General features: G+C 51.8%; 24 protein-coding genes. 1 reads left to right on the top strand and 23 read right to left on the bottom strand.

Going from position 1 to position 25,866, the window contains the following annotated elements; translation table 11 throughout:
* Positions 1 to 407: 407 nt before the first annotated feature.
* The 18 genes from NDA02_RS24000 to NDA02_RS23915 all read right to left on the bottom strand — a co-directional run bounded on the left by NDA02_RS24000 (position 408) and on the right by NDA02_RS23915 (position 18,235).
* Positions 408 to 1,784, bottom strand: coding sequence for an FAD-dependent oxidoreductase (locus tag NDA02_RS24000; protein ID WP_348250073.1), 1,377 nt, complete (start codon positions 1,782 to 1,784; stop codon positions 408 to 410).
* Positions 1,785 to 1,848: 64 nt separating this feature from the next.
* Complete coding sequence (locus NDA02_RS23995; RefSeq protein ID WP_348256056.1) at positions 1,849 to 2,280, bottom strand: cupin domain-containing protein; 432 nt, start codon at positions 2,278 to 2,280, stop codon at positions 1,849 to 1,851.
* Positions 2,281 to 2,547: 267 nt separating this feature from the next.
* Positions 2,548 to 3,912 (bottom strand): epoxide hydrolase family protein, encoded by a 1,365-nt coding sequence (locus NDA02_RS23990; protein ID WP_348256055.1) that lies wholly within the window; start codon positions 3,910 to 3,912, stop codon positions 2,548 to 2,550.
* A gap of 50 nt (positions 3,913 to 3,962) precedes the next feature.
* Positions 3,963 to 5,042 carry an alpha/beta hydrolase gene (locus NDA02_RS23985; protein ID WP_348256054.1) on the bottom strand — a complete coding sequence of 360 codons (1,080 nt, stop codon included), beginning with the start codon at positions 5,040 to 5,042 and terminating at the stop codon, positions 3,963 to 3,965.
* A gap of 11 nt (positions 5,043 to 5,053) precedes the next feature.
* Complete coding sequence (locus NDA02_RS23980) at positions 5,054 to 5,650, bottom strand: redoxin domain-containing protein (RefSeq protein ID WP_348256058.1); 597 nt, start codon at positions 5,648 to 5,650, stop codon at positions 5,054 to 5,056.
* A gap of 113 nt (positions 5,651 to 5,763) precedes the next feature.
* A complete protein-coding gene (locus tag NDA02_RS23975) occupies positions 5,764 to 6,702 on the bottom strand; it encodes an alpha/beta hydrolase (protein ID WP_348256053.1) in 939 nt (312 codons plus the stop codon).
* Positions 6,703 to 6,759: 57 nt separating this feature from the next.
* Positions 6,760 to 7,695, bottom strand: coding sequence for an SDR family NAD(P)-dependent oxidoreductase (locus NDA02_RS23970; RefSeq protein ID WP_348249478.1), 936 nt, complete (start codon positions 7,693 to 7,695; stop codon positions 6,760 to 6,762).
* Positions 7,696 to 7,743: 48 nt separating this feature from the next.
* Positions 7,744 to 8,835, bottom strand: a complete 1,092-nt coding sequence (locus NDA02_RS23965) for a redoxin domain-containing protein (RefSeq protein ID WP_348256052.1) — start codon at positions 8,833 to 8,835, stop codon at positions 7,744 to 7,746.
* Between the two features lie 41 nt (positions 8,836 to 8,876).
* Positions 8,877 to 9,881 (bottom strand): nitrilase-related carbon-nitrogen hydrolase, encoded by a 1,005-nt coding sequence (locus NDA02_RS23960; RefSeq protein ID WP_348256057.1) that lies wholly within the window; start codon positions 9,879 to 9,881, stop codon positions 8,877 to 8,879.
* Positions 9,882 to 9,883: 2 nt separating this feature from the next.
* The gene (locus NDA02_RS23955) at positions 9,884 to 11,236 is read right to left on the bottom strand and encodes an epoxide hydrolase family protein (protein WP_348249476.1); all 1,353 of its coding nucleotides are present in this window, start codon (positions 11,234 to 11,236) and stop codon (positions 9,884 to 9,886) included.
* A gap of 219 nt (positions 11,237 to 11,455) precedes the next feature.
* Positions 11,456 to 12,202 carry a DUF6130 family protein gene (locus tag NDA02_RS23950; RefSeq protein ID WP_348256051.1) on the bottom strand — a complete coding sequence of 249 codons (747 nt, stop codon included), beginning with the start codon at positions 12,200 to 12,202 and terminating at the stop codon, positions 11,456 to 11,458.
* Positions 12,126 to 12,806, bottom strand: a complete 681-nt coding sequence (locus NDA02_RS23945; protein WP_348249473.1) for a VOC family protein — start codon at positions 12,804 to 12,806, stop codon at positions 12,126 to 12,128. The genes NDA02_RS23950 and NDA02_RS23945 overlap by 77 nt, the downstream gene beginning before the upstream one ends.
* 142 nt (positions 12,807 to 12,948) lie before the next feature.
* Entirely contained in the window at positions 12,949 to 14,643 is a 1,695-nt protein-coding gene (locus NDA02_RS23940; protein ID WP_348249472.1) for a GMC family oxidoreductase N-terminal domain-containing protein, read from the bottom strand.
* A 296-nt stretch (positions 14,644 to 14,939) separates the two neighbouring features.
* On the bottom strand, positions 14,940 to 15,269 hold the full coding sequence (locus NDA02_RS23935; protein ID WP_348249480.1) for an NIPSNAP family protein: 330 nt from the start codon (positions 15,267 to 15,269) through the stop codon (positions 14,940 to 14,942).
* A gap of 4 nt (positions 15,270 to 15,273) precedes the next feature.
* Positions 15,274 to 15,984: an SDR family oxidoreductase gene (locus NDA02_RS23930; RefSeq protein ID WP_348249471.1), complete on the bottom strand. Its 711-nt coding sequence runs from the start codon at positions 15,982 to 15,984 to the stop codon at positions 15,274 to 15,276.
* Positions 15,985 to 16,036: 52 nt separating this feature from the next.
* Entirely contained in the window at positions 16,037 to 16,891 is an 855-nt protein-coding gene (locus tag NDA02_RS23925) for an oxidoreductase (protein ID WP_348256050.1), read from the bottom strand.
* Between the two features lie 44 nt (positions 16,892 to 16,935).
* Positions 16,936 to 17,403, bottom strand: coding sequence for a VOC family protein (locus NDA02_RS23920; protein ID WP_348249469.1), 468 nt, complete (start codon positions 17,401 to 17,403; stop codon positions 16,936 to 16,938).
* Between the two features lie 394 nt (positions 17,404 to 17,797).
* Complete coding sequence (locus NDA02_RS23915) at positions 17,798 to 18,235, bottom strand: response regulator transcription factor (RefSeq protein WP_348249468.1); 438 nt, start codon at positions 18,233 to 18,235, stop codon at positions 17,798 to 17,800.
* Positions 18,236 to 19,116: 881 nt separating this feature from the next.
* On the opposite strand from NDA02_RS23915, the gene NDA02_RS23910 reads away from it, so the two are divergent.
* A complete protein-coding gene (locus NDA02_RS23910) occupies positions 19,117 to 22,314 on the top strand; it encodes a filamentous hemagglutinin N-terminal domain-containing protein (protein WP_348256049.1) in 3,198 nt (1,065 codons plus the stop codon).
* Between the two features lie 93 nt (positions 22,315 to 22,407).
* Here the strand turns inward: NDA02_RS23910 and NDA02_RS23905 are convergent, their stop codons facing one another.
* From NDA02_RS23905 to NDA02_RS23885, 5 genes are all read right to left on the bottom strand, one after another.
* On the bottom strand, positions 22,408 to 23,064 hold the full coding sequence (locus NDA02_RS23905; protein WP_348249466.1) for a VTT domain-containing protein: 657 nt from the start codon (positions 23,062 to 23,064) through the stop codon (positions 22,408 to 22,410).
* 276 nt (positions 23,065 to 23,340) lie between these two features.
* On the bottom strand, positions 23,341 to 23,523 hold the full coding sequence (locus NDA02_RS23900; RefSeq protein ID WP_348256048.1) for an alpha/beta fold hydrolase: 183 nt from the start codon (positions 23,521 to 23,523) through the stop codon (positions 23,341 to 23,343).
* 119 nt (positions 23,524 to 23,642) lie between these two features.
* Positions 23,643 to 24,212, bottom strand: a complete 570-nt coding sequence (locus NDA02_RS23895; RefSeq protein ID WP_348249465.1) for a DUF981 domain-containing protein — start codon at positions 24,210 to 24,212, stop codon at positions 23,643 to 23,645.
* 157 nt (positions 24,213 to 24,369) lie between these two features.
* Entirely contained in the window at positions 24,370 to 24,585 is a 216-nt protein-coding gene (locus NDA02_RS23890; protein WP_348256047.1) for an MOSC domain-containing protein, read from the bottom strand.
* A gap of 644 nt (positions 24,586 to 25,229) precedes the next feature.
* Entirely contained in the window at positions 25,230 to 25,859 is a 630-nt protein-coding gene (locus NDA02_RS23885) for a response regulator transcription factor (protein WP_348249463.1), read from the bottom strand.
* Positions 25,860 to 25,866 lie beyond the last annotated feature (7 nt).

Below are 25,866 nucleotides of genomic sequence, written 5' to 3'. Positions count from 1 at the left end.
GCCTGCTGTCGCAAGTAGTTTTGAGTCGCTGGATTGAGCCTTCGAGCATCCGATTTGTTCATGCCTTTATCCTAGCAATTACCCTTCTCTGCCTCCTCCTCTCACCTTGCCGGGTTAATAACTGTCTCCCACGCTTGCTAATAGAAGCAAGATGCATATTTTTCACGACTTGAAAATTCGCAACGAAGGAAAATTAAGTTGGAGCAGTAACTCTAAAACCTGCTTACAAATTGCCCATCGGCAAACAAAGATTGAGCCAACTTGAGCAGTTGCTCGAAAGCTTGACGAGAAGGAGCATAGAGCTTCTAACTGAGGATTTGCGCTCTGTTGGCAAACGCAAATCGTGCTGATAAATCATCAGCACCTGGCAACCGTTGCAAAGTTAGTCGTTGTTGATTACTCCTTTCTTACATATTGGGACAGGTTGGCATATCCTCTCCAGCGAGTAGCCTGGCGAGACTGGGCAAGGCCTCACCGTAAGTTGGGTGAATATGAACCGATTGTTCAAGCAATTGCCAGGATACTTTCGCTTCCATCAGTGACAAAAAGACATGCACCAGTTCAGCCGCTTCGTATCCAACCAGCGTTGCTCCTAAAATCAAATTCGTTTGAATGTCGATGACCATGCGGTAGAAACCCAGATCGTGCCCCCACTCAACGCTGCGAGCAATATGAGCCATCGGCAGGGTAACTTCGCGGGCAGCGATACCCTTTTCCTGCGCTTGCTCTAACGTCATCCCCACTCGACCCACTTGTGGTTCTGTATAAACGGCATAACCCAACACGCGATCGTTGCGTGTCCGGTGTTCGCCACACAGAATCGCTTTTAAGCGACGATAGTCCTCCCAAGAAACATGGGTGAAAGCAGGCTGTTTGGCAACATCTCCGATCGCATAAATTCCAGGGCACGTTGTCTGAAACTGATCGTCGATTTTGATAAACCCCTGTTCATCTAATTCAACGCCGGTCGCCGCAGCATTTAATGCTCCAGTATTCGGTTTGCGTCCTGGTGCAAGCAGCAATGCCTCTCCATCGAGCACTTCACCATTGCTCAGCGTCAGGGTAAACACACCGTTGGTATAAGCAACCTGCTTAACCGTCACGTTGAAATGTACGCCAATTCCATCTTGCTTCAAGGCATCCAGCAGCACAGCACTGACCTCAGATTCTTCTTGAGCCAGCAGGCGATCGCCCCGCACGATTAATTGGGTTTGGCTGCCTAAACGCGCTATTCCCTGCCCTAACTCCAGAGCAATATAGCCCCCGCCAACCACAAGCAACCGGGGCGGAATTTGCTGCAAATCAAAGAAGTTTCGGTTGGTGAGATAGGGCGTTCCTGCTAAACCAGGAATGTCAGGAATGGTAGAAGATGTGCCTGTGTTGATAACGACGATCGGAGCCTGTACCGTTACCCCGCCGCCGCTGACCGTTCGTTTTCCGGTGAACACAGCTTCAGCACAGACGATTTTAACCCCTGCACTCTCTAGTCGGCGTTTAGTACCGTGGTTAAACTGGCTGCGAATGCCCCGCACCCGCTCCATCACCATAGGAAAATCGACTTCGACCTGCGCGTGTACACCGAGCTTTGCGGCTTGTCGAGCGCGACCTGCGGCATGGGCAGCGGCTAAAAAGGCTTTAGAAGGAGTGCAGCCATAGTTGATGCAACTGCCGCCCAAGGCATCGCGCTCAAATAAAACGACCTTCTTCCCTGCTTTGGCAAAGTCAGCCGCGATCGGAACTCCGCCCTGACCGCTGCCAATCACAATTACATCTGCTGTTTCCATAGTTACCTCTGTTGATGTTGATAAAGTGAGCAATTAAATAGCGTGAATGTTCTCACAGCCGGGATTAAAGGTAGGCTCCGGGTGGACTCAAAATTTCGTCACCAATCTCAGCAGAAATGCGTTCAAATAGTGCCATGTCCGGTGTTGCTGTTTTATCCTGTGTGCCGACTGCTGCAATCAGCCGAGCAAAGCTACTGGGCGCAGCAACAACCAATCCACGAGCAGATTGATTGCTGAATACGCCGATCGCATGCGCTGTGGAAGGAGAAATCAAAAAGCTTTCACCAGCACTGAGTACAAACTTGTTTTCACCTGCCCAGATCGTGAATTCTCCTTCAAGTACATAGAGTTGTTCTGAATAGCGTGTGTGACGATGGAGCGGTGTTTGTGTACCTGGTGGGAAGTAGCCTTCAATCAGATCGTACTGACCGTTAGTTGTAGTGTGATCGGCAATGATATTGAGGCGAGAACCCAAAAGCCAGAAAGATTGTGTCATGAGATTGCTACCGATTGATGCGTAAGTTATTTATTACAGTTATTAGATCAGCCTCAACGTTTGATTATTGGAGGCACCAGCTTTATTCCCTGCCACCTGCCTTTCCTGGTTCACTTCAAGCGATCGCGCTAGAAACTACAAAATTCATTAATTAAACTTTTCTGAATTTCAATGAATGCAAAATGTTTGTCACCAGCCGCCGGTTCAAGGATTTCCAACTCAGAGTTAGAAATGCCTTAATTGATCTAGACCTGGGATTCTTTTCAACTAGCGCAGTGACCTAAATGCTGCACGGATCTCTTGAGAAAAGAGCTGCGGTTCCTCCCACGCTGCGAAGTGCCCGCCTTTGTCCACTCGGTGATAATAGATCAGGTTGTGGTATGCCCGCTCCGTCCAACTCCTTGGCGGCTGGTAGATCTCTCCAGGGAAAATTGTCACTGCTGCGGGAATCGAGATCTCGAACGATCCGACGTTGTCGGCGTTGTTCTCCCAGTAGATCCGCGCGCCCGACGTCCCGGTATTTGTCAGCCAATAGAGCGTGATGGCGTCCAGTATCTCGTCGCGGGTTAGCGATCGCTCCGGTTCGCCACGGGTGAACACCCAATCAGCAAACTTGTCATAGATCCACGTTGCCAAGCCCACTGGCGAATCCGCGAGTCCGTACCCAATCGTTTGCGGACGCGTACCCATGATCGCAGCATAGCCACTGCCTGTTTTATAAAAGTCCCTGATCTGATCGAACACCGTCCGTTCCTCAGCGGTCAGGTCCGCTGGTGCAGGCTTCCCATTGGTTAGCGCCTCTGCAACTTCCGGCGGGAGGGTCGCCGCGCGCTCAAGCCTGTTGACGTGGATGCCGAGCAAACCTGGAGGAGCCTGACGTCCCATAGCATCAGAAATGATTGCACCCCAGTCGCCGCCTTGTGACACGTAGCGCGTATATCCGAGGCGCTTCATCAGCACATCCCACGCGCGGGCGATGCGCTCAGACCCCCAGCCAGTGCCCGTTGGCTTGCCGGAGAAACCGAAGCCAGGTATAGACGGAATGATGAGGTCGAACGCGTCCTCTGTGCGCCCTCCATAGGCAGTGGGATCGGTGAGAGGTCCGATGACCTTGAGCAGCTCGAACACCGAGCCGGGCCAGCCGTGGGTCATGATCAGCGGCAGCGCATTCGGGTGACGGGAGCGGACGTGGATGAAGTGAATGTCAACACCGTCAATCGTGGTCATAAACTGCGGCAGGGTGTTGAGCTTCGCCTCCGCCTTTCGCCAGTCGTAGTCTGTCTGCCAGTAGCCTACTAGCTCCTTTATCGTCGCCAATTGCACACCCTGCGATCGATCCGTGACCGTCTCCTGTTCGGGCCAGCGCGTCAGGACAAGGCGGCGGTGGAGATCGTCGATCGCTTCTTGCGGGACGTGAACTTGAAAGGGGCGGATGGTGTTGTCTTCAGTTGCGATCGCCTTGGACACAACCTGGGTTTGTCCGCTGGTCTGGGCAGATTGCTGCGCCAGCACGCGAACGGGCGGTGCCAGCAACACCGTTGCCGCAAAGAGCGCAATGAAGAGTCGCGAGAACAGGACGAAGGCACCTGTGCGGGCTTTAGTTTTATAGCGTACTTTTTTCAGTTTGGTCATGGTGTCTCCTTGCTGCAAATGGTCCGTTCCACGACTCAGGCTAAATACGATTAGTAACCGTCAACTTCGACGACAGCATTAGCAAACTCCTGTGGCATTTCCTGCGGCGGGTTGTGCCCAACAACACCAGTGATGACTCGGTGTGTGTATCTGCCCGAGAATTTTCTGGCGTAGGAACTAGCGTCCGGGTGTGGTGCGCCGTTGGCGTCACCCTCAAGCGTAATGGTGGGCACGATGATGACTGGAGCTTCGGCAAGACGCTTCTCAAGATCGTCGTATTGGGTCTCGCCTTCGGACAGTCCGAGTCGCCAGCGGTAGTTATGGATGACGATGTCAACGTGATCCGGATTATTGAAGGACGTGGCACTGCGATCGAACGTCGTATCATCGAAGTGCCATTGTGGCGAAGCAAGCTGCCAAATGAGTTTGTTAAAGTCATGCCGATATTGTTCGTAACCCGCGCGGCCTCGCTCCGTCGCAAAATAAAATTGATACCACCATTGAAGTTCGGCTTGCGGCGGCAGTGGCGTCTGGTTGGCTTCAGGGTTACCGATCAAATAACCGCTCACGGAGACGAGCGCCTTACAGCGTTCCGGCCAGAGTGCTGCGATAATGTTGGCGGTGCGCGCGCCCCAATCATAACCAGCGAGGATTGCCTGCTCGATCCTAAGCGCATCCATCAATGCGATGATATCGACTGCAAGTGCCGACTGCTGACCATTGCGGAACGTCTGACTTGAAAGAAAGCGCGTTGTGCCATAGCCACGCAGATATGGGATGATCACCCGATATCCCGCCGACGCTAACAAAGGGGCGACATCAACATAGCTGTGAATGTCGTAGGGCCATCCATGCAGGAGGATAACCGGACGACCGTTTGCGGGACCCGCTTCAACGTATCCAACATTCAAGACACCAGCATCAATCTGCTTGAGTGAGCCGAATGATGGGTTTGTTCCCGATTTCATCCTGAACAGAGCGGCTGATTCTGTTTGGCTTGATTGAGCGATTACCCCGTAGGGGGAACTGCTTTGCATCGCAGAACCAAATCGACCGAGCTGTGTAGTCGCAATAGTCATAGCCGCAGTGGCTACAAAGCGGCGGCGTCGATGGTTAATCTTGTCGGGCATTGATTCCATTTCTAATCCTGTTCACCGATCGTTTGGGCGTAGGTTTTGCCGTACGGGTAGAAGAGGTCCTTGCGTCCTTCCTGCCACGCTGCTTTCAGTTCAGGTGTGGTGATGTCCCAGTCCGGTCGGCATTTCTTAAGCACGGCCCGCAAGTCCTGGCGCAGCTCTTCCACAGTGGGTCGCCCAAAGAACCAGTAGCCCATGTAGATTTTGTAAATGACCAGACCCGGCTCGAGGACGATCGTGTAGGGGATCATAGGGTTGTGGAGCGGGTCTGTGTATTCGGTAATGTCGAGGTCTTTTTGGATTTTGCGTCCTGCGTCGGAGAGAAAAGGCCAGTGGGCACCGACGCCGCTGCGATATTCATTCGTTTCCATGATGTTGTCAGTGCTAATTGTGACCAACCGGCAATAGCCAACCTCAATCTCACGATGAAGTTGAACCAGCCCTTCAGCTTGTCGGCGGTCCTTGGGGCAGTACCCTCCGCGGCTGAGGACGAGAATCATTGGATGTTGTCCTTGCAGCTCAGAGAGCTTCCGGCGTTTCGTAGTGTGGTCGGGCAGTTCGTAATCGGGGAAGACAGCTCCCGGAACAATGTCAGAGCGCATATGGGATTCTCCTGAATAGTTCATGCACGCTACCGGACTTTCTAGGGCTGAAATCCCAGGAAACCGTAAGCCTGACGCGGGTAAATGAAATTCTTGAACCTGCATTGGCGAGATCAGCCACCAGTTTGATAGCCGACGATCGCGTAGCCTCTGTCCCACCAGCCTGTAACGAACGCCGCGTACTCGTCGGCAGCATCCTCCCAGGTGAAGTGCCCCGCTTCGATGACGGCGAGTTTGCGCGTGGGCAGCCGTTCGAGGAGAAACTCCGCGTTGACAAAGGGTACGACGTGATCCCGTCGTCCGGCAATGATCAGCACTGGCGTTTGGATTGTTGGTAGCAGACCAGCGAGGTCAGGGAGCTGCATCGGATACGCACGCACGTAGCGCATCGACTCGGCAAACCTTTTGCCCTCATAGGACGAGAGGTAATCCTCGCGTGCGGCATCGGTCGGCGTGTATCGCTCAAACTTCTCGATCGCTGCATTGACAATCTGTCGCCCGTCGAGGCGGTGGTACGGCTCAAGGTCGGGGGCCTCGACCCACTCCTTCAGCACGCCGCCCAACTGTAGCGGAACTGCCGCGCCCCCGCTCCCGACTACAAGGCTGCGCAGTCGTCCCGGATGAAGGGCTGCGGCGAAGAGTGCGGCACTGGTGCCGATGTCGGGTCCGACAACGTGCGGCTGCTCCAGCCCGAACGCATCGGCAAGGTGAACGACAAACTCGGCCATCGCACGCGGAGACATGAGCGCGTCGCGTCGCTCTGAGTGTCCGAAACCTGGGAGATCCACCGCTACGAGGTGCGCGTGCTGGGCAAGCTGCGACCACGTTGGCTCGAACGCATACAAGCTTTCTGGCCACGGGCTGAGGAGGAGGGCATGCACACCCCGCCCAAGGTCTTCACTCTCAGCGTAGCGGATGGATAGCCCGTCAATGGTGCGGAATTGCGGCTGGATGGGTCTGTGCAATGAGACGGTCATGGGTTTATTCTTCCCGATCGCACTGTCATCAGATGCCTGCTTGCTGTTTCGTTGCGTAACTTCTGATTGAGCCACGGTGTCCTCCTTTGGAGTAGTCTTGGATTTTTTCGGTAATATACGAGCAACCTGTCCTCAAGCCGCGACTTGACTTTGTGTGAATTCAGCAGCGTGCAATTTCACGAAGTCGTACAAGCTCGTCGGCATCTTGCCAGTAAGCTTGAACAAGTCATCCGTCATGCGGTCATACCGCCCCTGCGTGTGAAGTTCAGCCATCACTGCGAGGTGGTTGACGAGGTGCGTTGGCACCCCAAACTCACGAAGCGTAGCAACCCACCCGGAGAGTGGTAGGTTGCGATAGTGAATCGTTCGACCGAGTGCTTCGGAAAAGACGTGCGCGTAGTGGTTCAGATCGGCTGATTCAAATCCGGTCAGATTGTAAACCTGACCAATGTGCGGGGCAGGATCGTCAAGGATCACGGACACGGCACGCGCTACATCAACCGCCGCGATCGGTGAAGTCTTGCCATTACCCAGCGGCAGTGCCAGTTCGTCGTTATCCCGAACGCCAGCAGCGGCGAGACGCAGGAAGAAGCCTTCGAGGAAGACCGTCGGTCGCACTGTGACGATCGGTAGCCCTGACCATGCCAATGCCTGCTCCGCAAGCCAGTGCAGCTTGTGTTGTGGGCTGTCGGTGGTTTCAGTGATGCTCATTTGCGTTACCGTCATCTGCGACATGTTTACGAAGGCTTCGACACCGTAATGCCGTGCTACCGCAGCAACATTGACCGTGGCTTCAAGATACGCCGCCGAGACCGACATACCAAAATAGATGCGCGCAACCCCTGCGATCGCCCGGTGCATTGAGGCAAGATCGGTCAAGTCGCCCTGCACGACCTCAGCTCCGAGGTGGCGCAGACTTTCAGCACGTTCATCCTCCCGTCGAACCAGGGCGCGTACTTTATACCCCTTAGCAAGCAACATGGCAGCGAGGTGGCGACCAATGCCGCCGATATCTCCTGCCGCTCCGGTCACGAGAATCGGGCTGTCATGTGTGAATTTCATCGTCATATCATTTACCTTCCTGTCACTCGTTGTGAGGACGTATCTGTTGCGTGATTAACCGAATGTGAACGCAAACGCCTCCACTCCAGCATCTAGAAACTCGATCTCAAACTGGCGATCGCCGATGGGCTGCGGCTGTCGGATCAGTTGGTACAACCGCTGTTCAGTAACCGTGCCTTCGCCTCGCTCATTGACGTCAAGTCCGCGAGCTGCAACAGCTGGCTGTCCGTCTATGAGCACGCGAAACCCTACAGATGTTCCTCGCTCGCTCGGTCCCATAACGAGATGAAGGTCGCGAGCGTGGAAGCGGTACGCGATCCGCCCACCGGACTGATTCAGGACAATAGATTGTCTTCCGATGGTCCAATCGCCCGAAAGGGCCCATTGATTAAGTCTCAATTGCACGGGGGCGGTATATAAATGAGGCTTGTTTAACACCGTGCTGCCGGAAGACGCAAAATTATCTGTTCTTTCGTAGCCGAGGTAGTTTTCAGGCGATTTCAGGCTGTCCCAATCGGCAGCAGCTTCAAAACCGCGAGCCTCGACTTCGACCATTTCCTGCCCGACACCGCCAGTACTGGACTCAGATAGGAGCTGTTGAATCACCCGTTCCGATCGCTCGTAGTTGCCCTCGCCGAATTGGTGATGACGAATCCGTCCTTGCCTATCTACAAAATAAAGGGCCGGCCAATAATGGTTCCCGAAGGCACGCCAGACGGCATAATCGTTATCCACGGCGATCGGGTAGTCAATTCTCATGTCCATTAAGGCTCGGCGGACATTATCAATATTCTTCTCAAATTCAAACTCGGGCGTGTGCACACCGATCGCGGTCAATCCCTGATCCTGATACTTCTCAGCCCACGCACGGACATAGGGGAGTTGGCGCAGCCAATTGATGCAGGTATAAGTGCAGAAGTTGATCAGCACGACTTTTCCACGCAGTTCGTCAACGGTTAATGGCTGCGAATTGAGCCACGCGATCGCGCCGCCAAGAAAAGGCAGTTCGCCTTCAATCGGTAATTCAGCCGTTGCCGATGTAGCGTGCTGTTTGGTGTGTTCGAGCCTGCCGAGCTGGGTGGCAGCAATGGTTTTAATCATGGTTGTTAAAAAGTAGCGGCGATTAGGATTGATTTCTTCGAACACACGCTGACCTCCCTGTCATTGCGTTCAGAAGTGCGGTGGAATTAGAGAACCTCCATAGTCCTCTCCTCGACGATCGCGTGCGAACCATTCGCATTGGGGTATGCGGTACGCTCATGAACGTGTGATGCAGGCGTTCGATCGATCAGCAAGCTGAGCAGTTCGGGGCGGCTGTAGTGACCGCGCGCATCCATTAGCCGCTTACGGGCATCGATCTGGGCAAAATCAAGATCGGCAATCACTTCGCCTTCAGCCTGTATCGGCCCGTCAATGATCCGGCCGTCCGGGCTCACGATCGCAGTGAAGCAGCCACCCGAAATCGGCCCGATCGGAGAACCCGTGTCCTTCATGATCTGGTCTTGCTGGTTGGCATCTAACCACGCGGTCGCACAGACAACAAAGCAGGCAGATTCAAGGGCGTGCTGGCGGATGTTAATTTCCGCCTGCTCCGCGAACAGGGGTCCGGCGAACGATCCGGGATACATCGCCGAGTGAATTTGCTCACCATCGGCGATCAGGGCGTAACGTGCCAAAGGATTGTTATGCTCCCAGCAGGCAAGTTGTCCAATGCGCCCAACGGCACTATCGACGGCACGCAGACCCGATCCATCACCCTGGCCCCACAGTATCCGCTCATTATAAGTCGGTGTAAGCTTGCGGCGGCGCTGGATCAGTGTCCCGTCTGTGTCGAAGAGAAGTTGCGTGTTGTAGATCGAGCCACCGTCGCGCTCATTAACGCCGATCGAAACAACCATGTTTGCTTCCTTCGCGGCTTCGCCGATCGCCCAGGTTTCAGCAGACGGCACCGTAACCGACTCTTCAAGCAACCGCAAATGTTCCTTTGCCAACGCAAATGGAGCTAGCACATAAGAGAAGTAAGGATAATAGGGAATGATGGTTTCGGGGAAGGTGGCGAACTGGACACCTTGTTGTCCCAGCTCACGAATCTTCTTAATGACCTTCTCAACAGTACCTCGTCGGCTGTACAGCACAGGGCTAATCTGCACGGCGGCGGCTTTAACGATTGTATTGGTAAGGATATTTTTCATCACTAACGCAGCGATCGAAATGCCGCCCTGAGTTCCTGAGTAAAAATCGTTGGCTCCTCCCACGCTGCGAAGTGTCCGCCTTTGTCGAGTTGGTTGTAATAAATGAGATTGGGATACGCCTGCTCGGTCCAACTCCGTGGGGCCTCATATTGCTCACCGGGAAAGACGCTCACCGCCACTGGAATGGAGACGCCCTTGGCGTTGAAAAAGCCACCCTTATATTCCCAATAAAGACGGGATGCGGAGACTCCCGTGTTCGTCAGCCAATAGAGCGTGATGTTATCGAGAATCTCATCCCGCGTCAGTTCGCCCGTGGCGCTGGTCGTCCGGTTTAGAGCCGAGGCGATTGCTGTGGCTGGCTGACCGCCAGCATCATTGTGGTCCAGGAGCCAAGCGGCCAGACCGACGGGCGAATCCGCAATTCCATATAAGGTTTGCGGACGTGACGCCATTATTTTGGCGTAGTCAACTTGCTTGAACGTTCTGATCAACTGCTCATAGGCGCGCTGTTCGTCAGCTGAGAGACCTGATGGCACCGGATCGCCAACCTGAAGCGCCCTGTCGATATCAGCCGGAACGGTGGCAGGCATATTGGTGTGGATGGCGAGCAATCCCGCAGGTGCCTGCAAACCCATCTGATCGACGACAAACGCACCCCAATCGCCCCCCTGAGCGACGTAACGGGGGTATCCCAGACGCTTCATCAACACGTCCCATGCCTGTCCCATGCGCTCGGGACCCCAGCCGGTGCTCGTTGGCTTGCCAGAAAATCCATAGCCCGGCATCGACGGAATCACTACATGGAAAGCATCGGATGCGTTTCCGCCATGTGCCGTGGGATCAGTCAGTGGATCGATAATCTTTAGCTGCTCGATAATCGAGCCGGGCCATCCATGCGTGACGATCAGCGGTAACGCGTTTTCGTGCCTTGAACGAACATGAATGAAATGAATGTCTAGTCCATCAATCTCGGTAATGAAGTGCGGCAAGGTGTTCAACTTTGCCTCGACCTTGCGCCAGTCGTAATCTGTCGCCCAATAACGCGCGAGTTCTTGCATTGTTGCAAGCGGTAGACCCTGCGAGTGGTCGGCGACAGTTTCCTTCTCAGGCCATTGCGTCGATGCAATGCGGCGACGGAGATCAACGATCGCCTCTTCTGACATATTGATGCGGAAGGGGCGAATGGCGGTTGGGTTGGTGGACTGCCCAGTTCCAGGTTGAGTCGTAGCGGTTTCGGGTCTTGTTGTGCTGGATTGGGCGATCGCAGAACTGAATCGACCGAATTGTGTAGCAGCAATGGTCATGCCTGCAATGCCTAAAAAGCGGCGGCGTTGATGGTTGATTTTGTCAAACATTGATCTTTCTCCAATTAGATTTAACTGAGGTTACGTATTGTCTGTCCGCATTACTCAGGTGTGATGGTGAGGCAGTTGTGGGTTTGAGTTCCGTTACTCGCCCGATCGCTCACTTCAAAGAGGCAAAGGCGATTGGTACCAGCAACTTGTTAGTAATGTTCTGCACGAGTGGACTGTCCTGCCTGCTGCACCAAAGCTCGAAGCAGGCTTGCGTGTTCTTTACTCCAGCGAGGTGGACCGGGCATGGAGGTTCCGTTGGTGCGCTGCTGCGCTGTTGTAATCAGGGATGATAAACGTCTGCGTCACCACCTGTCCGGGGAAGATGGTGTGGTGAGGATCAACTAACTCGATCCTCACCTTGTGCTGGCCAGGCGGCAGGTTAGCTATGTCAACCGTATTGTTGTTACTCGCATCCGCCCACCACCAGGGCAGATCATCGACAATAATGTGCAGATGCCCAGCACGCGGAGATACCTGGCGGCCACCCTCCCCAAACACGGGTACGATGTGCAAGTTCTCCACCCGGTATTGAGCCCAGTAGACACCCTGGACTAGCCCTTCGGGAAGCGGAGGGTCCACGATCAGCTTGGGTGCGGGCTCGTTCTCGATCGCAACGTACGGTGAAGCGCCGCGGATGTCCCTCGCACTCGCCACGGTCGTAACCTGGGTTTGTGCGTTAGCTTGGGGGGATTGCTGCGCCAGTACGCGATCGGGCAGTGCCAGCAACACTGCTGCTGCAAAGAGCGTGACGAGAAGTCCTGAGAGCAAGACGAAGTCACCTACGGTACGGGCTTTGATTGTGTAGCGTACTTTTTTTAGTTTGGTCATTGTGTTCTCTACTTGCTGCAAATTGTCCGTTTCCCGGCTCAGGCTAAACATTCTGTCCGCATCATTTGGAAAGAACAGGCAAAAGCGCTTCCATGTAGCGGTCAGCGGCTGCTGCTGCCTCTTCTGGAGTGCTGCCATTTTGACGTGCACTCAGATAGGGGGCGTACCAATCCCACCAGTTATGCTCAGCGTGCGTCTTCTCGTAGGGGTCGTGGTGCTCTGCCGTCTCGCGGAGCAGGTCTGCCAGGGTTGCAACGTCTGTTTGTGGAGCGTCCCATAGGCGACCAGGAAGCCGTGTTGTGATTTCCTGGAGCAGCCAAAGATTCCCGTCTGGGTCCTCGAATGAGGCAAATGAGAAGTAGGAACGACCTTGCGGATCGCGCCCGGGAATGCGTGGATTTTCCACGGCGTTGTTGAAGGGACCGCCAACGTAGTGGAAGATCTCGCTGACGTTGACACCGCGATCGATCAAGTCTTTACGGGCGTCGTCGAGGTTGTCCACAGCGAGAACCAGGTTTTGTGTCGAGCCAGAATTGTCTGAAGTGACTCCCTTGCCGAAGAGGATCGAGGCGTCCGAGTTGGGTGGTGTAAAATGTACGCCGCGGAAGTCGCCCTCCACCACGTCGATGTCGAACCGCCAGCCAAGATTCTCGTAGAATGCTTTGGCGCGATCGACGTCGGAGACAGGCAACATCACAACTTCGAGTTTCATGTTTGGGCTGTTTACGTGATTGCTACTCATCTTGTTCTCCTTTAGATTCGTGAGTTGAATATCTACTTCGGTTACTGTTCATTCTTCTGCGATCGCCCGATCCAAACCACTCAAGTTCTTTGAGTTAACACGCGACTTAAATGGGTGTTCGCCAATGAAAAGTGCGGTAGTTTTATTGCGTGCTTGAGACTGTTTCTACGGTGGTTTGCAGCTGATGTTCGAGCTGTAGAATTTCTGCTGCCCGCTCCCCGATGACCACGCAGGGAGCCATCGTGTTACCGGTGGTGATTTGCGGCATAACCGATCCATCCGCGATTCGGAGATTGTTGATTCCATACACTTTCAGGTTGCTATCCACCACCGACATGGCATCGCGACCCATTTTCGCGGTGCAGGTTTCGTGCCAGAAACTTGTTGCCGCATCCCGAATAAAGCGTTCGAGTTCGGCCCCTTTCAAATTTCCTGGCATGACTTCGCGCTTGACGAACGGACGCAGCGGAGTGGAATTGCCAACTTCGCGGCAGAGTTCTACGCAGGCGATCGCAGTTTTGAGATCCTCCGCGTCAGACAGCGTGTTTGCATCAATCAGAATCGGGTCGGATGGATCGGCTCCTGTCAGGCGCAGACGACCTCGACTTTTGGGGTGCACGATCGCTCCAAATAACGTCCAGCCCGCATCAGGCAGCCTAAACCGGACGGCATTCTCGGCACTGGATTTTGGTACCTCGGCCTGACAAACAAATAAATCTGGGCTGTCAAGCCCGGGCTGGCTTGTCGAGAAAAAGATTGCCTCGGACAGGTTGTTTCTCGGTTCGAGAACAGTTTGATATTCCCAGACACAATCAAATGCAACGTGGTCTTGAAAATTTTGCCCTACACCGGGAAGATGCTGCACAACAGGAATTCCAAATCGCCGCAACTCGGCCTCATCGCCGATACCGGATTGCATCAGTACTTTCGGCGTATGGATGGCACCGAGCGACAGCACGACTTCGACTGCCGCACCAATGCGATAGATTGCGCCCCGATAAGAGATCTCCACGCCAGTAGCCCGCTTGCCCTGGAATGTCAGCCGTGTGACCAGTGCATGACTGAGAACCGTCAGGTTTGGCCGATCCATATAAGGGAAGACGTAGGAACGGAATATTGATTCGCGTGTGCCATTGCGGACTCGCACATCGGTGATAGAAGCACCCTTCGCCGCTTCCATCATGCGCCCGTTCGGATTTTCAAAAGTAGGAATACCCACCGTCCGCGCTGCTTCGACCGTTGCAGGTGCGATCGGGTTTGGATCTGGCGCAGGCTGGACAAATACAGCTCCTCCCGTGCCGCGATACATTGGGTCTGGTGCGCCATGCCAATCTTCCAGGCGGCGATAAATCTGCAAGACGGATTCATAACTCCAAGCCGGATCGTTAGCTTCGGAGGCAAAAAAATCCCAATCCTGTTGGTGTCCGCGTGCCCAAACCATGACGTTGATGCTCGATCCACCGCCGAGTACCTTGCCCATCGAAAACGGAATCGAACGACCGTTCACGTGTGGATTCGGCTGGCCCGGGAAGCTCCAGTCTCGATCAGTTCCAAGGTTTAGCGGCCATTGATTCGCTGCCATGACACTTGGCACGTCATCGCTGCCTCCAGCTTCAAGCAGCAGAACGCTGACATCGGGATTCTCAGCCAGTCTGCGGGCAACCACCGAGCCAGAAGAGCCAGATCCGCAAACAATAAAATCGTACTGGTGCCTTAGCTCAGAGGTGAGCTGGCGCTGGTTGCTGCAGACACGCTCGGCGAAACTATCGCGGTCATCAGTCTCACGTTGATAGCTGTCACCATCCTCAAAGGACTCGTTCTCAAAATTCGTTTTCATTGTGCCTAGCTCGTTTGCAAAATCGAATTCACTCAGGCTGCTTCCTGTCCGTTGCCATCACCGCTCTATGAGCGCGACCGTTAGCGCTCATGTGAGAAATTGTCTGCAGCATCTTGAGGTTCTGCCTAGATTGCATTTACAAATGAATGCCGCTACTCCGTCCAGCTCTCCAAGCCCGTCGCGTTTACTACAACGGCATCACGGCTATTGCCTATCCGCGCCATCCAATTGTTATGGTAGAGAGGAGTCTATAGGTCGGATGCTACAGGTTCGAGTTCCGTCACTCGCTCCACCGCTCACTTCACCGAGGAAAAGGCGGTCGGTGCTAACAACTCGTTGCTGATGTTCTGCACCAGTGGACTGTCCTTCTCGGTTTCAGTTTTGATCGCGATCCATTCAGGGTCAGCGAGGAATGCGTTCCATCGCTCCTCACGCTCAGCTAAGCTGTTCCAGGTAAGTAGGTAGGTGAGTTGGTTACTCTCGCTCTTGCCGATCAGCGTTGTCCAAAATCCTGCCTGGCAGATGCCATGCTTTTCCCAAATCTGCAGCGTGTGGTTTTGAAAGCGTGCGAGCAGGGCTGGTAGTCGGCCAGGCATGGCGTGATAAATGCGTAATTCGTAGATCATGCCTTCAATGCCCCGCACTCTGTCCACCATCAACATGAAGGATTTCGCCCGTCACAAAGTTGGCTGATTCGAGGTAGAGGATTGCATCGACGACGTCGGAAATCTCGCCCATATAACCGACTGGGTGTAGGGCATCGAGCTGAGCATGGGTCTCAGGGGGATGCATTGGTGTCCTGATGATACCCAGCGCGACCGTGTTCACCCGGATGCCGCGTTTGGCATACTCGATCGCCAGTGATTTGGTTGCGGCATTCAGTCCGCCCTTGGTCAGCGACGCGAGTACGGAGGGTATGCCAGCGATCGCGTTGTCAACTAGGCTCGTTGAGATTTGCACGACGTGACCGCTACCCTGCTTCTCCATCTCAGCGATGGCGAGTTGCGTCATGTGAAAGAAGCCAGCGATGTTGGTGCCCAAGTACGCTGCGTAATCTGCCTCGGTATATTCGATAAATGGCTTGACGATGAAGGTGCCAGCGTTGTTAATCAGCGTGTCAATGCGCCCAAATCGGGTTACGCCCTCGATGATTGCACGCTCGGCAGTTTTTCGATCGGCGATGTCACCTGACACTGCGAGGACTTCATCATCGTCTGATGGTTTAATTGAGCGTGAGATTGCAATTACCCGATAGTTGCGATCGCGGTACGCCTTGACGAGGGCTGCGCCAATGCCTTGGGACGCGCCGGTAATCACAGCAACTTTCTGTTCAGTGCTCATCGTAAAAACTCCTTTGGAAATCATGGGTGAATGTTGTAAGTCAGGCGATGATCTAAGCTGCAACGCGGTGGTCATGGTCAGTGCTGGTCGCGACGGGCAACCATGCTTCGATGTCCTGTGCTACTTTTGCGGCGTTGTTTTGATACATTGCAACCGCGTCCTTTCCAACAGGTAAATGCAGCGGAGGATGGTCTGTAGTGGCGAGTTGGAGAATTACCTGAGCAAACTTCTTTGGATCACCGGGCTGGTTCCCGTGTAGCGCATCAGCTCCGCTCCGCATTAGTCCTACCGTTTCCTGGTAATCGGCGATGATGGTTTCAGCCGCAACATAGGAGTCAGTGCTGAGGAAATCGGTCGTAAAAAGACCGGGAGCAACTACCGTAACGTGGATGCCGAGTGGTGCTAGTTCAACTGCCAGCCCTTTGGAAAGACCTTCAACTGCAAACTTAGTAGACCCGTACAATCCCCAACCTGGAATTGCATCGTAGCCAAACAACGATGAGATATTGATGATATGCCCAGACTTTTGCTGACGCAGGTGCGGCAATACAGCACGAGTCACATTGAGTAACCCAAACACGTTGGTATCATACTGGTTGCGAACTTCGGCATCCGTGGCTTCTTCGATCGCCGTTACCATGCCGTACCCAGCATTATTGACTAAGACATCAATCCGATTGAAACGGGTAATGCTTTGCTGAACAGCCGCCTGCACCTGATTCTCCTGGGTGACATCCATCTGCACCATGTACAGATTTGGATGGTTGTGCAGGATAGTGGCGAGTTGTGTGGGCTGGCTGCGAACCGTTGCTACGACTTGGTCGCCCGTTGCTAGAGCGGCTCTGGCAATTTCTAATCCAAAGCCCCTAGAGGCTCCGGTAATGAACCATACTTTCTGGGTTTTCATGGTATGTCCTTGGTTTAGGTGGTTTCTAGTTTGCTGATGTTTCATTACCGTCCGGGCTTCCGCACCCTGATCTCCTGAAGCACCCAACCGTTGCCGTCTGGATCACTAAACGAGGCATAGGAGGCATAGTCGCGACGTTCTGGATCAGGACCTGGCACTCGTCCTTCAGTTCCAGCGTGGGGGAAGATCCCGCCGACGTCGTGGAATATCTCACTTACCTCGACCCCCCGATCGACCAGTTCAGCATGGGCGGCTTCGATGTCATAAACGATGAGGTACAAACCTTGAACTGAACCCGGCGCGGATGATGAAATTCCTTCACCGAAAATGATCGAGGCTGCCGATCCAGGAGGAGTCAATTGCACCACTCGAAAGTCTTCACTGGTGACAAAGTCGGCATCGAGTCGCCATCCCAACGTTTTGTAGAAGTCTTTGGAGCGATCGACATCGGCAACAGGCAGTACCACAACTTCGAGTTTCATGGTTTGATTGGTGACTTGATTGCTACTCATTTTGTTCTCCTTTTGGTTAGTAGGTTTGATGTTCAGATTGGTTACTCTTCATTGAGCGATCGCTCTATGCACACCACTCAAGTTCCTTGAGTTAGAACGCAATTCAATTATTTGGCATTCGAGGAAAGCAACAGGAAGTGAGCCGGAAATAGTTAGACCTGATATGCTTCAGGTAGAGATTGCATCATTCAGCGATTGAGTGGCCCTGTGCTGTGATATTCATGATGGGTGTCCTCCTGGGCTTCATACTTAGTTGAAGCATGAGATGCTGATGACAAACCCACCGTGGTTGCGGTTGCCAGGGTTATGCTGCTGATCATTTGCTGAAATTGCATGGTCAATCTTCTTGAAATACACAAGAAGTGCAACGGACATAACTCGGTTGTGGAGTTGCTCAATGAGCTAAACCGGAGCGGAGTGCCCGAATTGCTGCCTGAGTTCGATCGTTCACACAAAGCTTCTTTAGAATGTTGCGAACGTGAGTTTTAACCGTTGCCACAGTAATGTGAAGTTTTTGAGCAATGATAAAATTTTTATCACCATTAGCAATCAGTTGTACCACCTCTAATTCACGAGCAGTTAAAGGTTCAGTGCACACGAGATGTTTGTACTCTGGTTCGATTGCTCGAATTGAAATGGTTTGAGTGTAATTGCAGCATTCAACTTGAGCAGAATAAGTATGTTTCAGCGTCTGTGCGACTGTTTGTGCAACGTGAATAAGTGCATGATCAACCGAAAAATTCTCAGAAGGATTAATTTGAATTGATAATTCCTGAGTTGGCAATTCCAAATACTCAAACTTATTTTTAGTCAGTGGTTGAGTAAAAACCATGAACGCTCCTCATTCAGATATTGATTGAAGTAAGCCTGAAAATCTCCAGCCACTTGCAGCATTACTACAGAGCAAACCTTGAACTTCTGCCGCTTCGACTGCTTCCGCAGCCCGTTGAACACGAGAATAAATTTGACGCTATAGAGGGTTGAACTGACAACAAAATTTGGTTTATGATCATGCTTTACTGATACTTCCGATGGAGAGTATGCTACTTACAATCGATCATCTACAACGTCTTCTTGATTGATTTAAGTGAACTGAAATCCTATAGATTAGTCATTGACTATGCCTGTTAGCGTGAATCAACTATAGGGAGTTACCTTTGGTTTGTAACCCATCTGAAGTTGGCATTTTTGCACCATCAAGAGAGTGGGCAATCAAACGCTCAAGGATGAAATTGATTCCAACTTAAGTTGGAGTGCAAAAGCAAACTTAAGTACAACTTACAAGTTAAAACTGTCAATTTTGTCGAGCTTGCAACCGCTTTTGGTGGCAAAGCGTATACCGATTCACACATCAAACGTATCCACTGCTTTTTGGGAAGGGTGGATGCGCCCGATGAGATTGAGCAGCACCAAATTGAGACGTGCCAAGGATGGGGGACATCGTTAGAGGAGATGCCGATTGTGGAATGGCAGTACCCTCAAGTGCATGATTTAGTTCCGATCGAAATGTTGCGATTGTACAGTTAATATACAACTGATCGGAGAATCAATGATATGTTGCATAGGTGTGAAGAGCGCTGTCAGAGATCTGTCAATCTTTAAGTAGGCTAAAAGCCATAGACCGAGTACAGGTAATCGTTTTATCTCAATAAGGGTTGTCTGTCTTAAATAGAGGCACGATCACATCGAGTAACCGCAAGAGGTGAGACAGCCATGAGCAAGTCGTATCTGGGTCGATGGACGTTGATAGGCGGTACGCTATGGGTACTCGGTTGCCCTCAACCGATCGCTGCTCAAGTTGTGCCTGACGATACCCTACCTGCGGGAGAGCGATCGCAAGTGAGAGGCGATGTCAATGCTCAAATCGATGGTGGAGCCAGACGAGGCGGCAATCTATTCCACAGCTTCAGTCAGTTCTCGGTGCCGACGGGTGGATCTGCTTACTTCAACAATGCGGCGGATGTGCAAAACATTTTTAGCCGCGTTACGGGTGGGTCTGCCTCGAATATTGATGGGGTAATTCGGGCGAATGGCACCGCGAATCTGTTTTTGCTCAACCCGAATGGCATTCTATTTGGTGCCAACGCACGACTCAATATTGGGGGTTCCTTTGTTGCCAGTACAGCTGATAGCATCAACTTTGCCGATCAATTTCAGTACAGCGCTACCAATCCTCAAGCCATCCCGCTATTGACGGTCAGCGTTCCGATTGGCTTGCAGATGGGAACTAATCCTGGACGGATTGAGGTGCAGGGGAATGGATATAATTTATCCGTTGCAGTGCCTCGTTTTTCCCCGATTGTTAGAGGTGGTAGTACAGTAGGGTTGCAGGTGCCAACAGGTCGAACTCTCGCTTTGATTGGCGGGGATATAGACATTAATGGTGGCACGCTGACGGCGGAGCAAGGACGAATTGAATTGGGTAGCGTTCGCGGTGGGCAAGTGAGCCTTAGTGATAGCTTTGCCTTGAGCTATCCAGGAGTACGAAACTTTGGCAATATTCGTCTCTCGCAACAGGCATTAGCCAATGCCAGTGGAGGCGGTTCAATTCAGGTGCAGGGGAGCCAAGTCTCGCTGGCAGATGGTTCAATTATGTTGATTCAAAACCAAAGCACTCAGGCAGGGGGGAGCATTAGAGTGAATGCTTCTCAGTCTTTAGAACTGAGTGAAAGTAGCCCAGATAGCAGGTTTTATGGCGGCTTGATCAGTAATACTGCGGGAGTTGGACGTGGAGCAGATCTTACAGTTTCAACTCAGCAGTTACTCCTACAGGGTGGAGCGGCAATTCTTGCTAATTCCTACAGTTCTGGGGATACTGGCAATGTAACTGTAAATGCTTCTGACTCTACACAACTAATTGGTTTTGCGCCTTTAAACCCTACTCTTGGTAGTACTATCGGTAATGGCTCGTACAACTCTGGAGATGGAGGAGTGGTGACGGTATCAACAGGGCAGTTAAATCTTTTAGAAGGAGGAAGTTTAGGAACTGCCGCTTTTGGAACTGGTGAAGGTGGAACTGTAATGGTGAATGCGTCTGACTTGATCAGAATAACTGGGCAAACCACTAGCTTCGGTCAAAGTAGTGTGGTTGCTATTACTCTAGGTGCTGGGAACGCTGGTCGCCTTATAGTTAATACCTCAAGATTGGCAATTCAAGATGGAGGAGTTATTGCAACCTCCACTGCAGGATTTGGTAACGCAGGTAGTGTCACTATTAATGCTAGAGAGTCCGTAGAACTCAGTGGACACCCCCCGGGGGCTTCTCTTCCAAGCCATATTGGTTCGCCTGCCCCTGTTGTGCCTGAATCCGTACAACAGGCTTTTGGGTTGCCTGACAGGCCAAGCGGAAATTCAGGCAGCGTGACTATTAACACGCCCCACTTAAGTATTACTGATGGAGCAAACCTTACTGTTAGTAATGATGGAATTGGAAATGCTGGCACCCTGTGGGTCAACGCCAACTCCATTTCTCTTGGTCGTGGCGGTTCAATTACTGCAGCGACTGTCTCTGGAGAGGGGGGCAACATTGACCTCAACGTGCGAGATCTTGTGCTGCTGCGAAACAACAGTTCGATTACTGCATCAGCAGGTGGCAATGGCAATGGCGGCAACATTCAGATTAATGCAGGTAGACTCTCACTTCTTGATGACTCTCGACTCTTAGCTACGGTTTCTGGGGTTGGAAACGCAGGTGACATCATCGTGAGTGCCGATGCAGTGCGATTGAGCGGTGGCGCTCAACTGCGGACCAACACCTCAAGTCGTGGACAGGCAGGCAATATCACCCTCAATACACCTAACCTCCAGCTATCGGGAAGAACCAGCGGTCTGTTTGCAGACACAACCAATACTGGAAATGCAGGAAACTTAACCATTCAACCGGGTGGCAACGGGCAAGCTGTACGGGTAGAACTGAGCGCTGGTGCCCAAATCTCTGCCTCCACTTCTAGTAGCGGTCGTGGAGGTAGGCTCACCATTACCGCTCCAGATTCCATTACCCTCACTGGAGATGGCTCTATCATCTCCGCTGAAACTAGCGGCAGAGGAGCCGGAGGGAACTTAGTGTTGCAGACAGGAGACCTCAACATCCAAAACCAAGCTGAGGTGACTGTTAGTAGTTCGGGGCAAGGCAGGGCAGGCAACTTGTTGGTGGAGGCCGATCGCATCTTCCTGAACAATGTAGGCAGTATTCGAGCCGATACATCGGGGGGTGGCGGCAATATTAACTTGCGATCGCCGTTTATCGTCTTACGTAACGGCAGCAACATCACCACGAACGCCACTGGCGCTAATATTCCGGGTGGCAACATTGATGTTGATACTCGATTCTTGGTGGGAGTGCCCAACGAAGACAGCAACATCAGCGCCAACTCCCAAGACTTTCGCGGGGGCAATGTCAGCATTAATGCGATCGCGCTCTATGGCATTCAGCCCAGTGTAACACTCACTCCCTTGAGCGACCTCACCGCGACTGGAGCCACGTCTGCCTTACCTGGCACGATTGATGTCACGACGGCAGGCATCGACCCCACATCAGGATTAGTAGCATTACCGACTGACGTAGCGGACGCATCCGGGTTGATTGCTCAAGGCTGCCCTGCTAATGAGGGCAACTCGTTTGTCGTTACGGGTCGCGGGGGTTTACCTCCCACCCCAGAGCAGCAACTTGATGATGATGCCGACTGGCAGGATCGCCGCAGGCTCACCCTCCCTCAACAGAGTGCACCTCAGCAAAGTGTACCTGACAGCCCCAGCGATCGCCCTTTCCCTGGCACAGCTGATGCCCTGATTGTGGAAGCAACCGGATGGCAAACCACTGCCACAGGAGAGGTGAGGCTTGTTGCTACCCCTGCTGATTCCATGGTGCACACAGCGCTAAATTACCCGATCGCCTGTGAGGGGCGGGACTAACCCAGTTGCTCACATCAGCACCAGAAGGAGCCACAACATCAGAGCTTTAGCTCTTCAATATCTACATTATTTCGTAACAAGGCTGTGTAATGTTTATTTGTCTAAAGTAGCAGTTTGATTTCCTTTGCGCCGAATCCAAGCGGTGATAATGGCGATCGCCAACACCCCAATAACTGAAGCGCCTATCAATAGCTTTTCACCTTCCAAAATGCCTGCGCCAACCGCCACAATGGGAGGCTTGACGATCGCAATACTCAATCCCACAGCACTGATAAACCGCTTCCAGGACATCCGGCTAAGGCCAGCAGCGTAGCAAATGTAGTCGAAAAAGCTCGTCATCAAAGCGCCGGTCATCAAGAAGAAATTGCCTTCCAGATATTTCTGACTCCAGCGATCGAGCTTGTTCATAAATCGCTTCCCGACAAGCCTTCGCACTACCCCACGACCATAGCGACGAGCAATGAAAAAATTAATCGCACAGGCAAGAAAATCTGCGATCGCGATCACAATTAAACCTTTTGCAAACCCAAACAAAGCACCGGACAAAACTGCATAAGCTGTACCTGGTAATGCAGGAACCACAATACTTGTCAGTCTCAGTAACAGAATCGTGAACGGTGCCCAAATGCCAAATTGAGCAACATTGGCTCTGAGCTGATCAATTCCGACTTGATTAACAAACCAAATTGCGCTCGCAATTAGCAGGACAACCAAACTAAACTCAAGAACTTTAATGATTCTTTGCTGCATTGCAAAAACCACCTTTTTAATTTATCGATCAACAGTATGAAATCCTTCCTAGCCTGTCTTCGCAAGCTTTTGTCTGGTACTTACTAACCAAGTGATGTTTCTTTGGCCCGTCAGGCATGAAGAGGTTGCAGTCGTGGTCCGAGAAATTGGGTGGTGTGATTTGCGATCGCGTCCCCATCTTTTTCTAGGGCAAAATGCCCAGTGTCAAGTAAATGAAACTCAATGTTTTTTAGGTCGCGCTGGTAGGGATAAGTGCCTTCAGCAGGGAAGATGCTCTTAACCAGGATAATCAGGGACAATGAGACAGAATTTATCAGCAGGCGCAGGCATCAAGTTGCGAAACATGTAAGAGAAAGTTGGAAAGCCATGTAACAGTAGAATAGTCGGATTATCACGAGAACCTGATTCACGATAAAAAATATCTAAACGATTGATCGAGACCATGCGGAATGTAGTCATGGGTTTTCTCCTTGTAAATCTACACGAACTCATTCAAGACCTAATTCACTATCATTTTCTTGAGTGTCACTCGGATCAAGATTGTTCCTACTAGTCGCACTAGTCCGCGATCATAGCCACTATCTTGGTAAGGGTTGCCATGTCGAGAAGTCAGCAAGATGTATCCAATAGCTAATCAATCCAATATAAGCAAAGATGAGGGCTGCCACAATTAACACAATTGCTCCAGTAGCTCGCAAGAAGCGGTTTTCTTTGAGATAGAGCGTCAGTGCAGCAAAAATTCCTCCTAAACCAACTAAGATGAACCCAGTTCCTGCTGGCACAGCAATTTGTGTTAGTCCCAGGTTGATGAAGCGAAAGCCAATGAGAAGCGATACAAGCCCTGCAAAGAATCCATAAATACCAAGGCTCAATAACTCCCAACCCATTGCCAGAGTAAGTGAAGTTGCTACGAACAGAATGCCAAACAGGGTAGTTGTTTCACCAAAGGCAATATTGAAACTACCAGGAATAGGCCAGGTAAACGTCATGTGTAAGCCAGTGACTAACGCGATCGCACCAACGACACCAAAGCCTGGAATCCAGCGTCTCTGGTTTGAACTACCAAGGCCAAAGTATACATAGGCAGCTAACAAAACGAGTCCAGCCACCAGGTTAATGAGCATGAGTGTAACGTAGTCGATAAACATTAGATCTCCTACAAATGTTTGGTTTTATTGGGAATTAGACAAAAACTGAAGCGAAGACGCCTGTTGCATTGCTTTCTGCAACCGTTTCGGCTTTAGAGATACTCAAAATAACAGCCTCTATTTCACATCCTGACGACGGCTTTGCTCCTGAAAGTAGTTACGCCAACTTTCGGGTAAAGCTTTCAGTTGAGCTTTCACCAAAGTTGCCTGGTGTTAGCGTTGTGTCAGGCAATTCACTTTGCCAGTCATCGTAATGCTCAGACGGATAGCCATAAACTGCTTTGTCTGCCCCACCATGAGCGCTAAGGTCAACCTGTTCATCGTCGTCTAGATTGGGCGATCCTAAAGGGATCAGCTTCGCTGCGCGCACCATTACTCGATCTCTGACTGGCTCTTTGAAAATCACAGTTTTAACTGTTTTTCTCTTCCAGACTACTTCACGTGGCAGTCCCACGTTGACAGAGAGAAGTTTCATCTTCTTGTTTGTTCAGAGTAGCACGTGTGGTGGTGGGGAGGAGACTGCGTGCTAGGTGGAAAGTAGCCTTCAATCGGCCCGTATTGCCCTCCGGTCGTGGTGTGATCAGCAATGATGGTGAGACGAGTACCAAAAAACTAGGGAGGTTGTACCATGATGCCCCTATTGGTGAATAATTTGTGTGATCAACTTTTTGTTACTACTTGGTATGTTCACCACCAACCGCGATCGATCGCGTAGTGACAAAACTAGAAGCGTCTGAACTGAGCCATAGCATGACATTCACCACTTCTTCCAACGTACTAATTCAACTCATTGACAGCATCGTTTTGACAGACTTATACGTTTCTAAACTTGCTTGAGCTAGAAATGCACAAGTCGTTGTTTGTATGACTTTAATGTAGAGGAGAAACTCAGGTCTGTCGTCAACTCAGAAGCTATATCTTAAGCAACAAAACGATCGATTATTAGGCAATCTGAGGGGCCGAGAGAATCAAACTTAAGTTCAAGCTTACATCAAACCTAAGTGGGGCATAGCAAACTTACAGGCTAGTAAGCCCTCGTTTTAAGGCAATAATGGTTGCTTGAGTGCGGTCTTTTACTCCCAGCTTACTTAAAATTCGGTTTACATTTGATTTAACGGTGCTTTCAGTAATATTCAAGGCAGCACCAATCTCTAGATTGCTCATGCCTTTTGCCACTAACTGAAGCACTTCTAACTCGCGATCGCTCAACTCTGGATTGGACATTCGCTGCACTAGCTTGGCAGCCACATCAGGTGGAATATACTGATGCCCCTTGTGAACGGTGCGAATGGCAGTTCGTAACTCGCTGGGTTTAGAGTCTTTGAGCAGATAGCCCTTTGCCCCTGCTCGTAGACCTTGATAGATATCTTCATCTCCATCATAGGTGGTCAACACAATGACGCGAGCTGTGTTATATTCGGCGCAAATTGCAGTAATTGCTTCCACCCCTCCCATTTGAGGCATTCGTAAGTCCATCAAGGTCACATCTGGCTGTTCCTGGCGAAACAGAGCGATCGCCTCAATCCCATCCTTGGCTCGACCAACCACCGTCATATCTGATTCTTGTTGGATAATAGCGGCAATTCCCTGCTGAACGATCGCATGATCATCCACAATCAAAACCCGAATGACGGCTGGCTGACTCATGAGGTAC

It is taken from the genome of Leptolyngbya sp. ST-U4 (assembly GCF_039962215.1).
Lineage (GTDB): Bacteria > Cyanobacteriota > Cyanobacteriia > Elainellales > Elainellaceae > Leptolyngbya_A.
Note: the sequence above shows the minus strand (reverse complement) of the source record. Positions and strands in the feature narration are given on the sequence as shown.

Coding starts and splice junctions, on each gene's coding strand:
- NDA02_RS23930 (WP_348249471.1), bottom strand. CDS start 15,984: ATGAGCACTGAACAGAAAGTTGCTGTGATTACCGGCGCGTCCCAAGGC.
- NDA02_RS23985 (WP_348256054.1), bottom strand. CDS start 5,042: ATGCCCGACAAGATTAACCATCGACGCCGCCGCTTTGTAGCCACTGCG.
- NDA02_RS23910 (WP_348256049.1), top strand. CDS start 19,117: ATGAGCAAGTCGTATCTGGGTCGATGGACGTTGATAGGCGGTACGCTA.
- NDA02_RS23935 (WP_348249480.1), bottom strand. CDS start 15,269: ATGATCTACGAATTACGCATTTATCACGCCATGCCTGGCCGACTACCA.
- NDA02_RS23890 (WP_348256047.1), bottom strand. CDS start 24,585: ATGGTGCGCGCAGCGAAGCTGATCCCTTTAGGATCGCCCAATCTAGAC.
- NDA02_RS23950 (WP_348256051.1), bottom strand. CDS start 12,202: ATGGCAGCACTCCAGAAGAGGCAGCAGCAGCCGCTGACCGCTACATGG.
- NDA02_RS23925 (WP_348256050.1), bottom strand. CDS start 16,891: ATGAAAACCCAGAAAGTATGGTTCATTACCGGAGCCTCTAGGGGCTTT.
- NDA02_RS23960 (WP_348256057.1), bottom strand. CDS start 9,881: ATGAAAAATATCCTTACCAATACAATCGTTAAAGCCGCCGCCGTGCAG.
- NDA02_RS23905 (WP_348249466.1), bottom strand. CDS start 23,064: ATGCAGCAAAGAATCATTAAAGTTCTTGAGTTTAGTTTGGTTGTCCTG.
- NDA02_RS23945 (WP_348249473.1), bottom strand. CDS start 12,806: ATGAGTAGCAATCACGTAAACAGCCCAAACATGAAACTCGAAGTTGTG.
- NDA02_RS23955 (WP_348249476.1), bottom strand. CDS start 11,236: ATGTTTGACAAAATCAACCATCAACGCCGCCGCTTTTTAGGCATTGCA.
- NDA02_RS23895 (WP_348249465.1), bottom strand. CDS start 24,212: ATGTTTATCGACTACGTTACACTCATGCTCATTAACCTGGTGGCTGGA.
- NDA02_RS23885 (WP_348249463.1), bottom strand. CDS start 25,859: ATGAGTCAGCCAGCCGTCATTCGGGTTTTGATTGTGGATGATCATGCG.
- NDA02_RS23915 (WP_348249468.1), bottom strand. CDS start 18,235: ATGGTTTTTACTCAACCACTGACTAAAAATAAGTTTGAGTATTTGGAA.
- NDA02_RS23940 (WP_348249472.1), bottom strand. CDS start 14,643: ATGAAAACGAATTTTGAGAACGAGTCCTTTGAGGATGGTGACAGCTAT.
- NDA02_RS23995 (WP_348256056.1), bottom strand. CDS start 2,280: ATGACACAATCTTTCTGGCTTTTGGGTTCTCGCCTCAATATCATTGCC.
- NDA02_RS23980 (WP_348256058.1), bottom strand. CDS start 5,650: ATGCGCTCTGACATTGTTCCGGGAGCTGTCTTCCCCGATTACGAACTG.
- NDA02_RS23990 (WP_348256055.1), bottom strand. CDS start 3,912: ATGACCAAACTGAAAAAAGTACGCTATAAAACTAAAGCCCGCACAGGT.
- NDA02_RS23900 (WP_348256048.1), bottom strand. CDS start 23,523: ATGACTACATTCCGCATGGTCTCGATCAATCGTTTAGATATTTTTTAT.
- NDA02_RS24000 (WP_348250073.1), bottom strand. CDS start 1,784: ATGGAAACAGCAGATGTAATTGTGATTGGCAGCGGTCAGGGCGGAGTT.
- NDA02_RS23920 (WP_348249469.1), bottom strand. CDS start 17,403: ATGAGTAGCAATCAAGTCACCAATCAAACCATGAAACTCGAAGTTGTG.
- NDA02_RS23970 (WP_348249478.1), bottom strand. CDS start 7,695: ATGACGATGAAATTCACACATGACAGCCCGATTCTCGTGACCGGAGCG.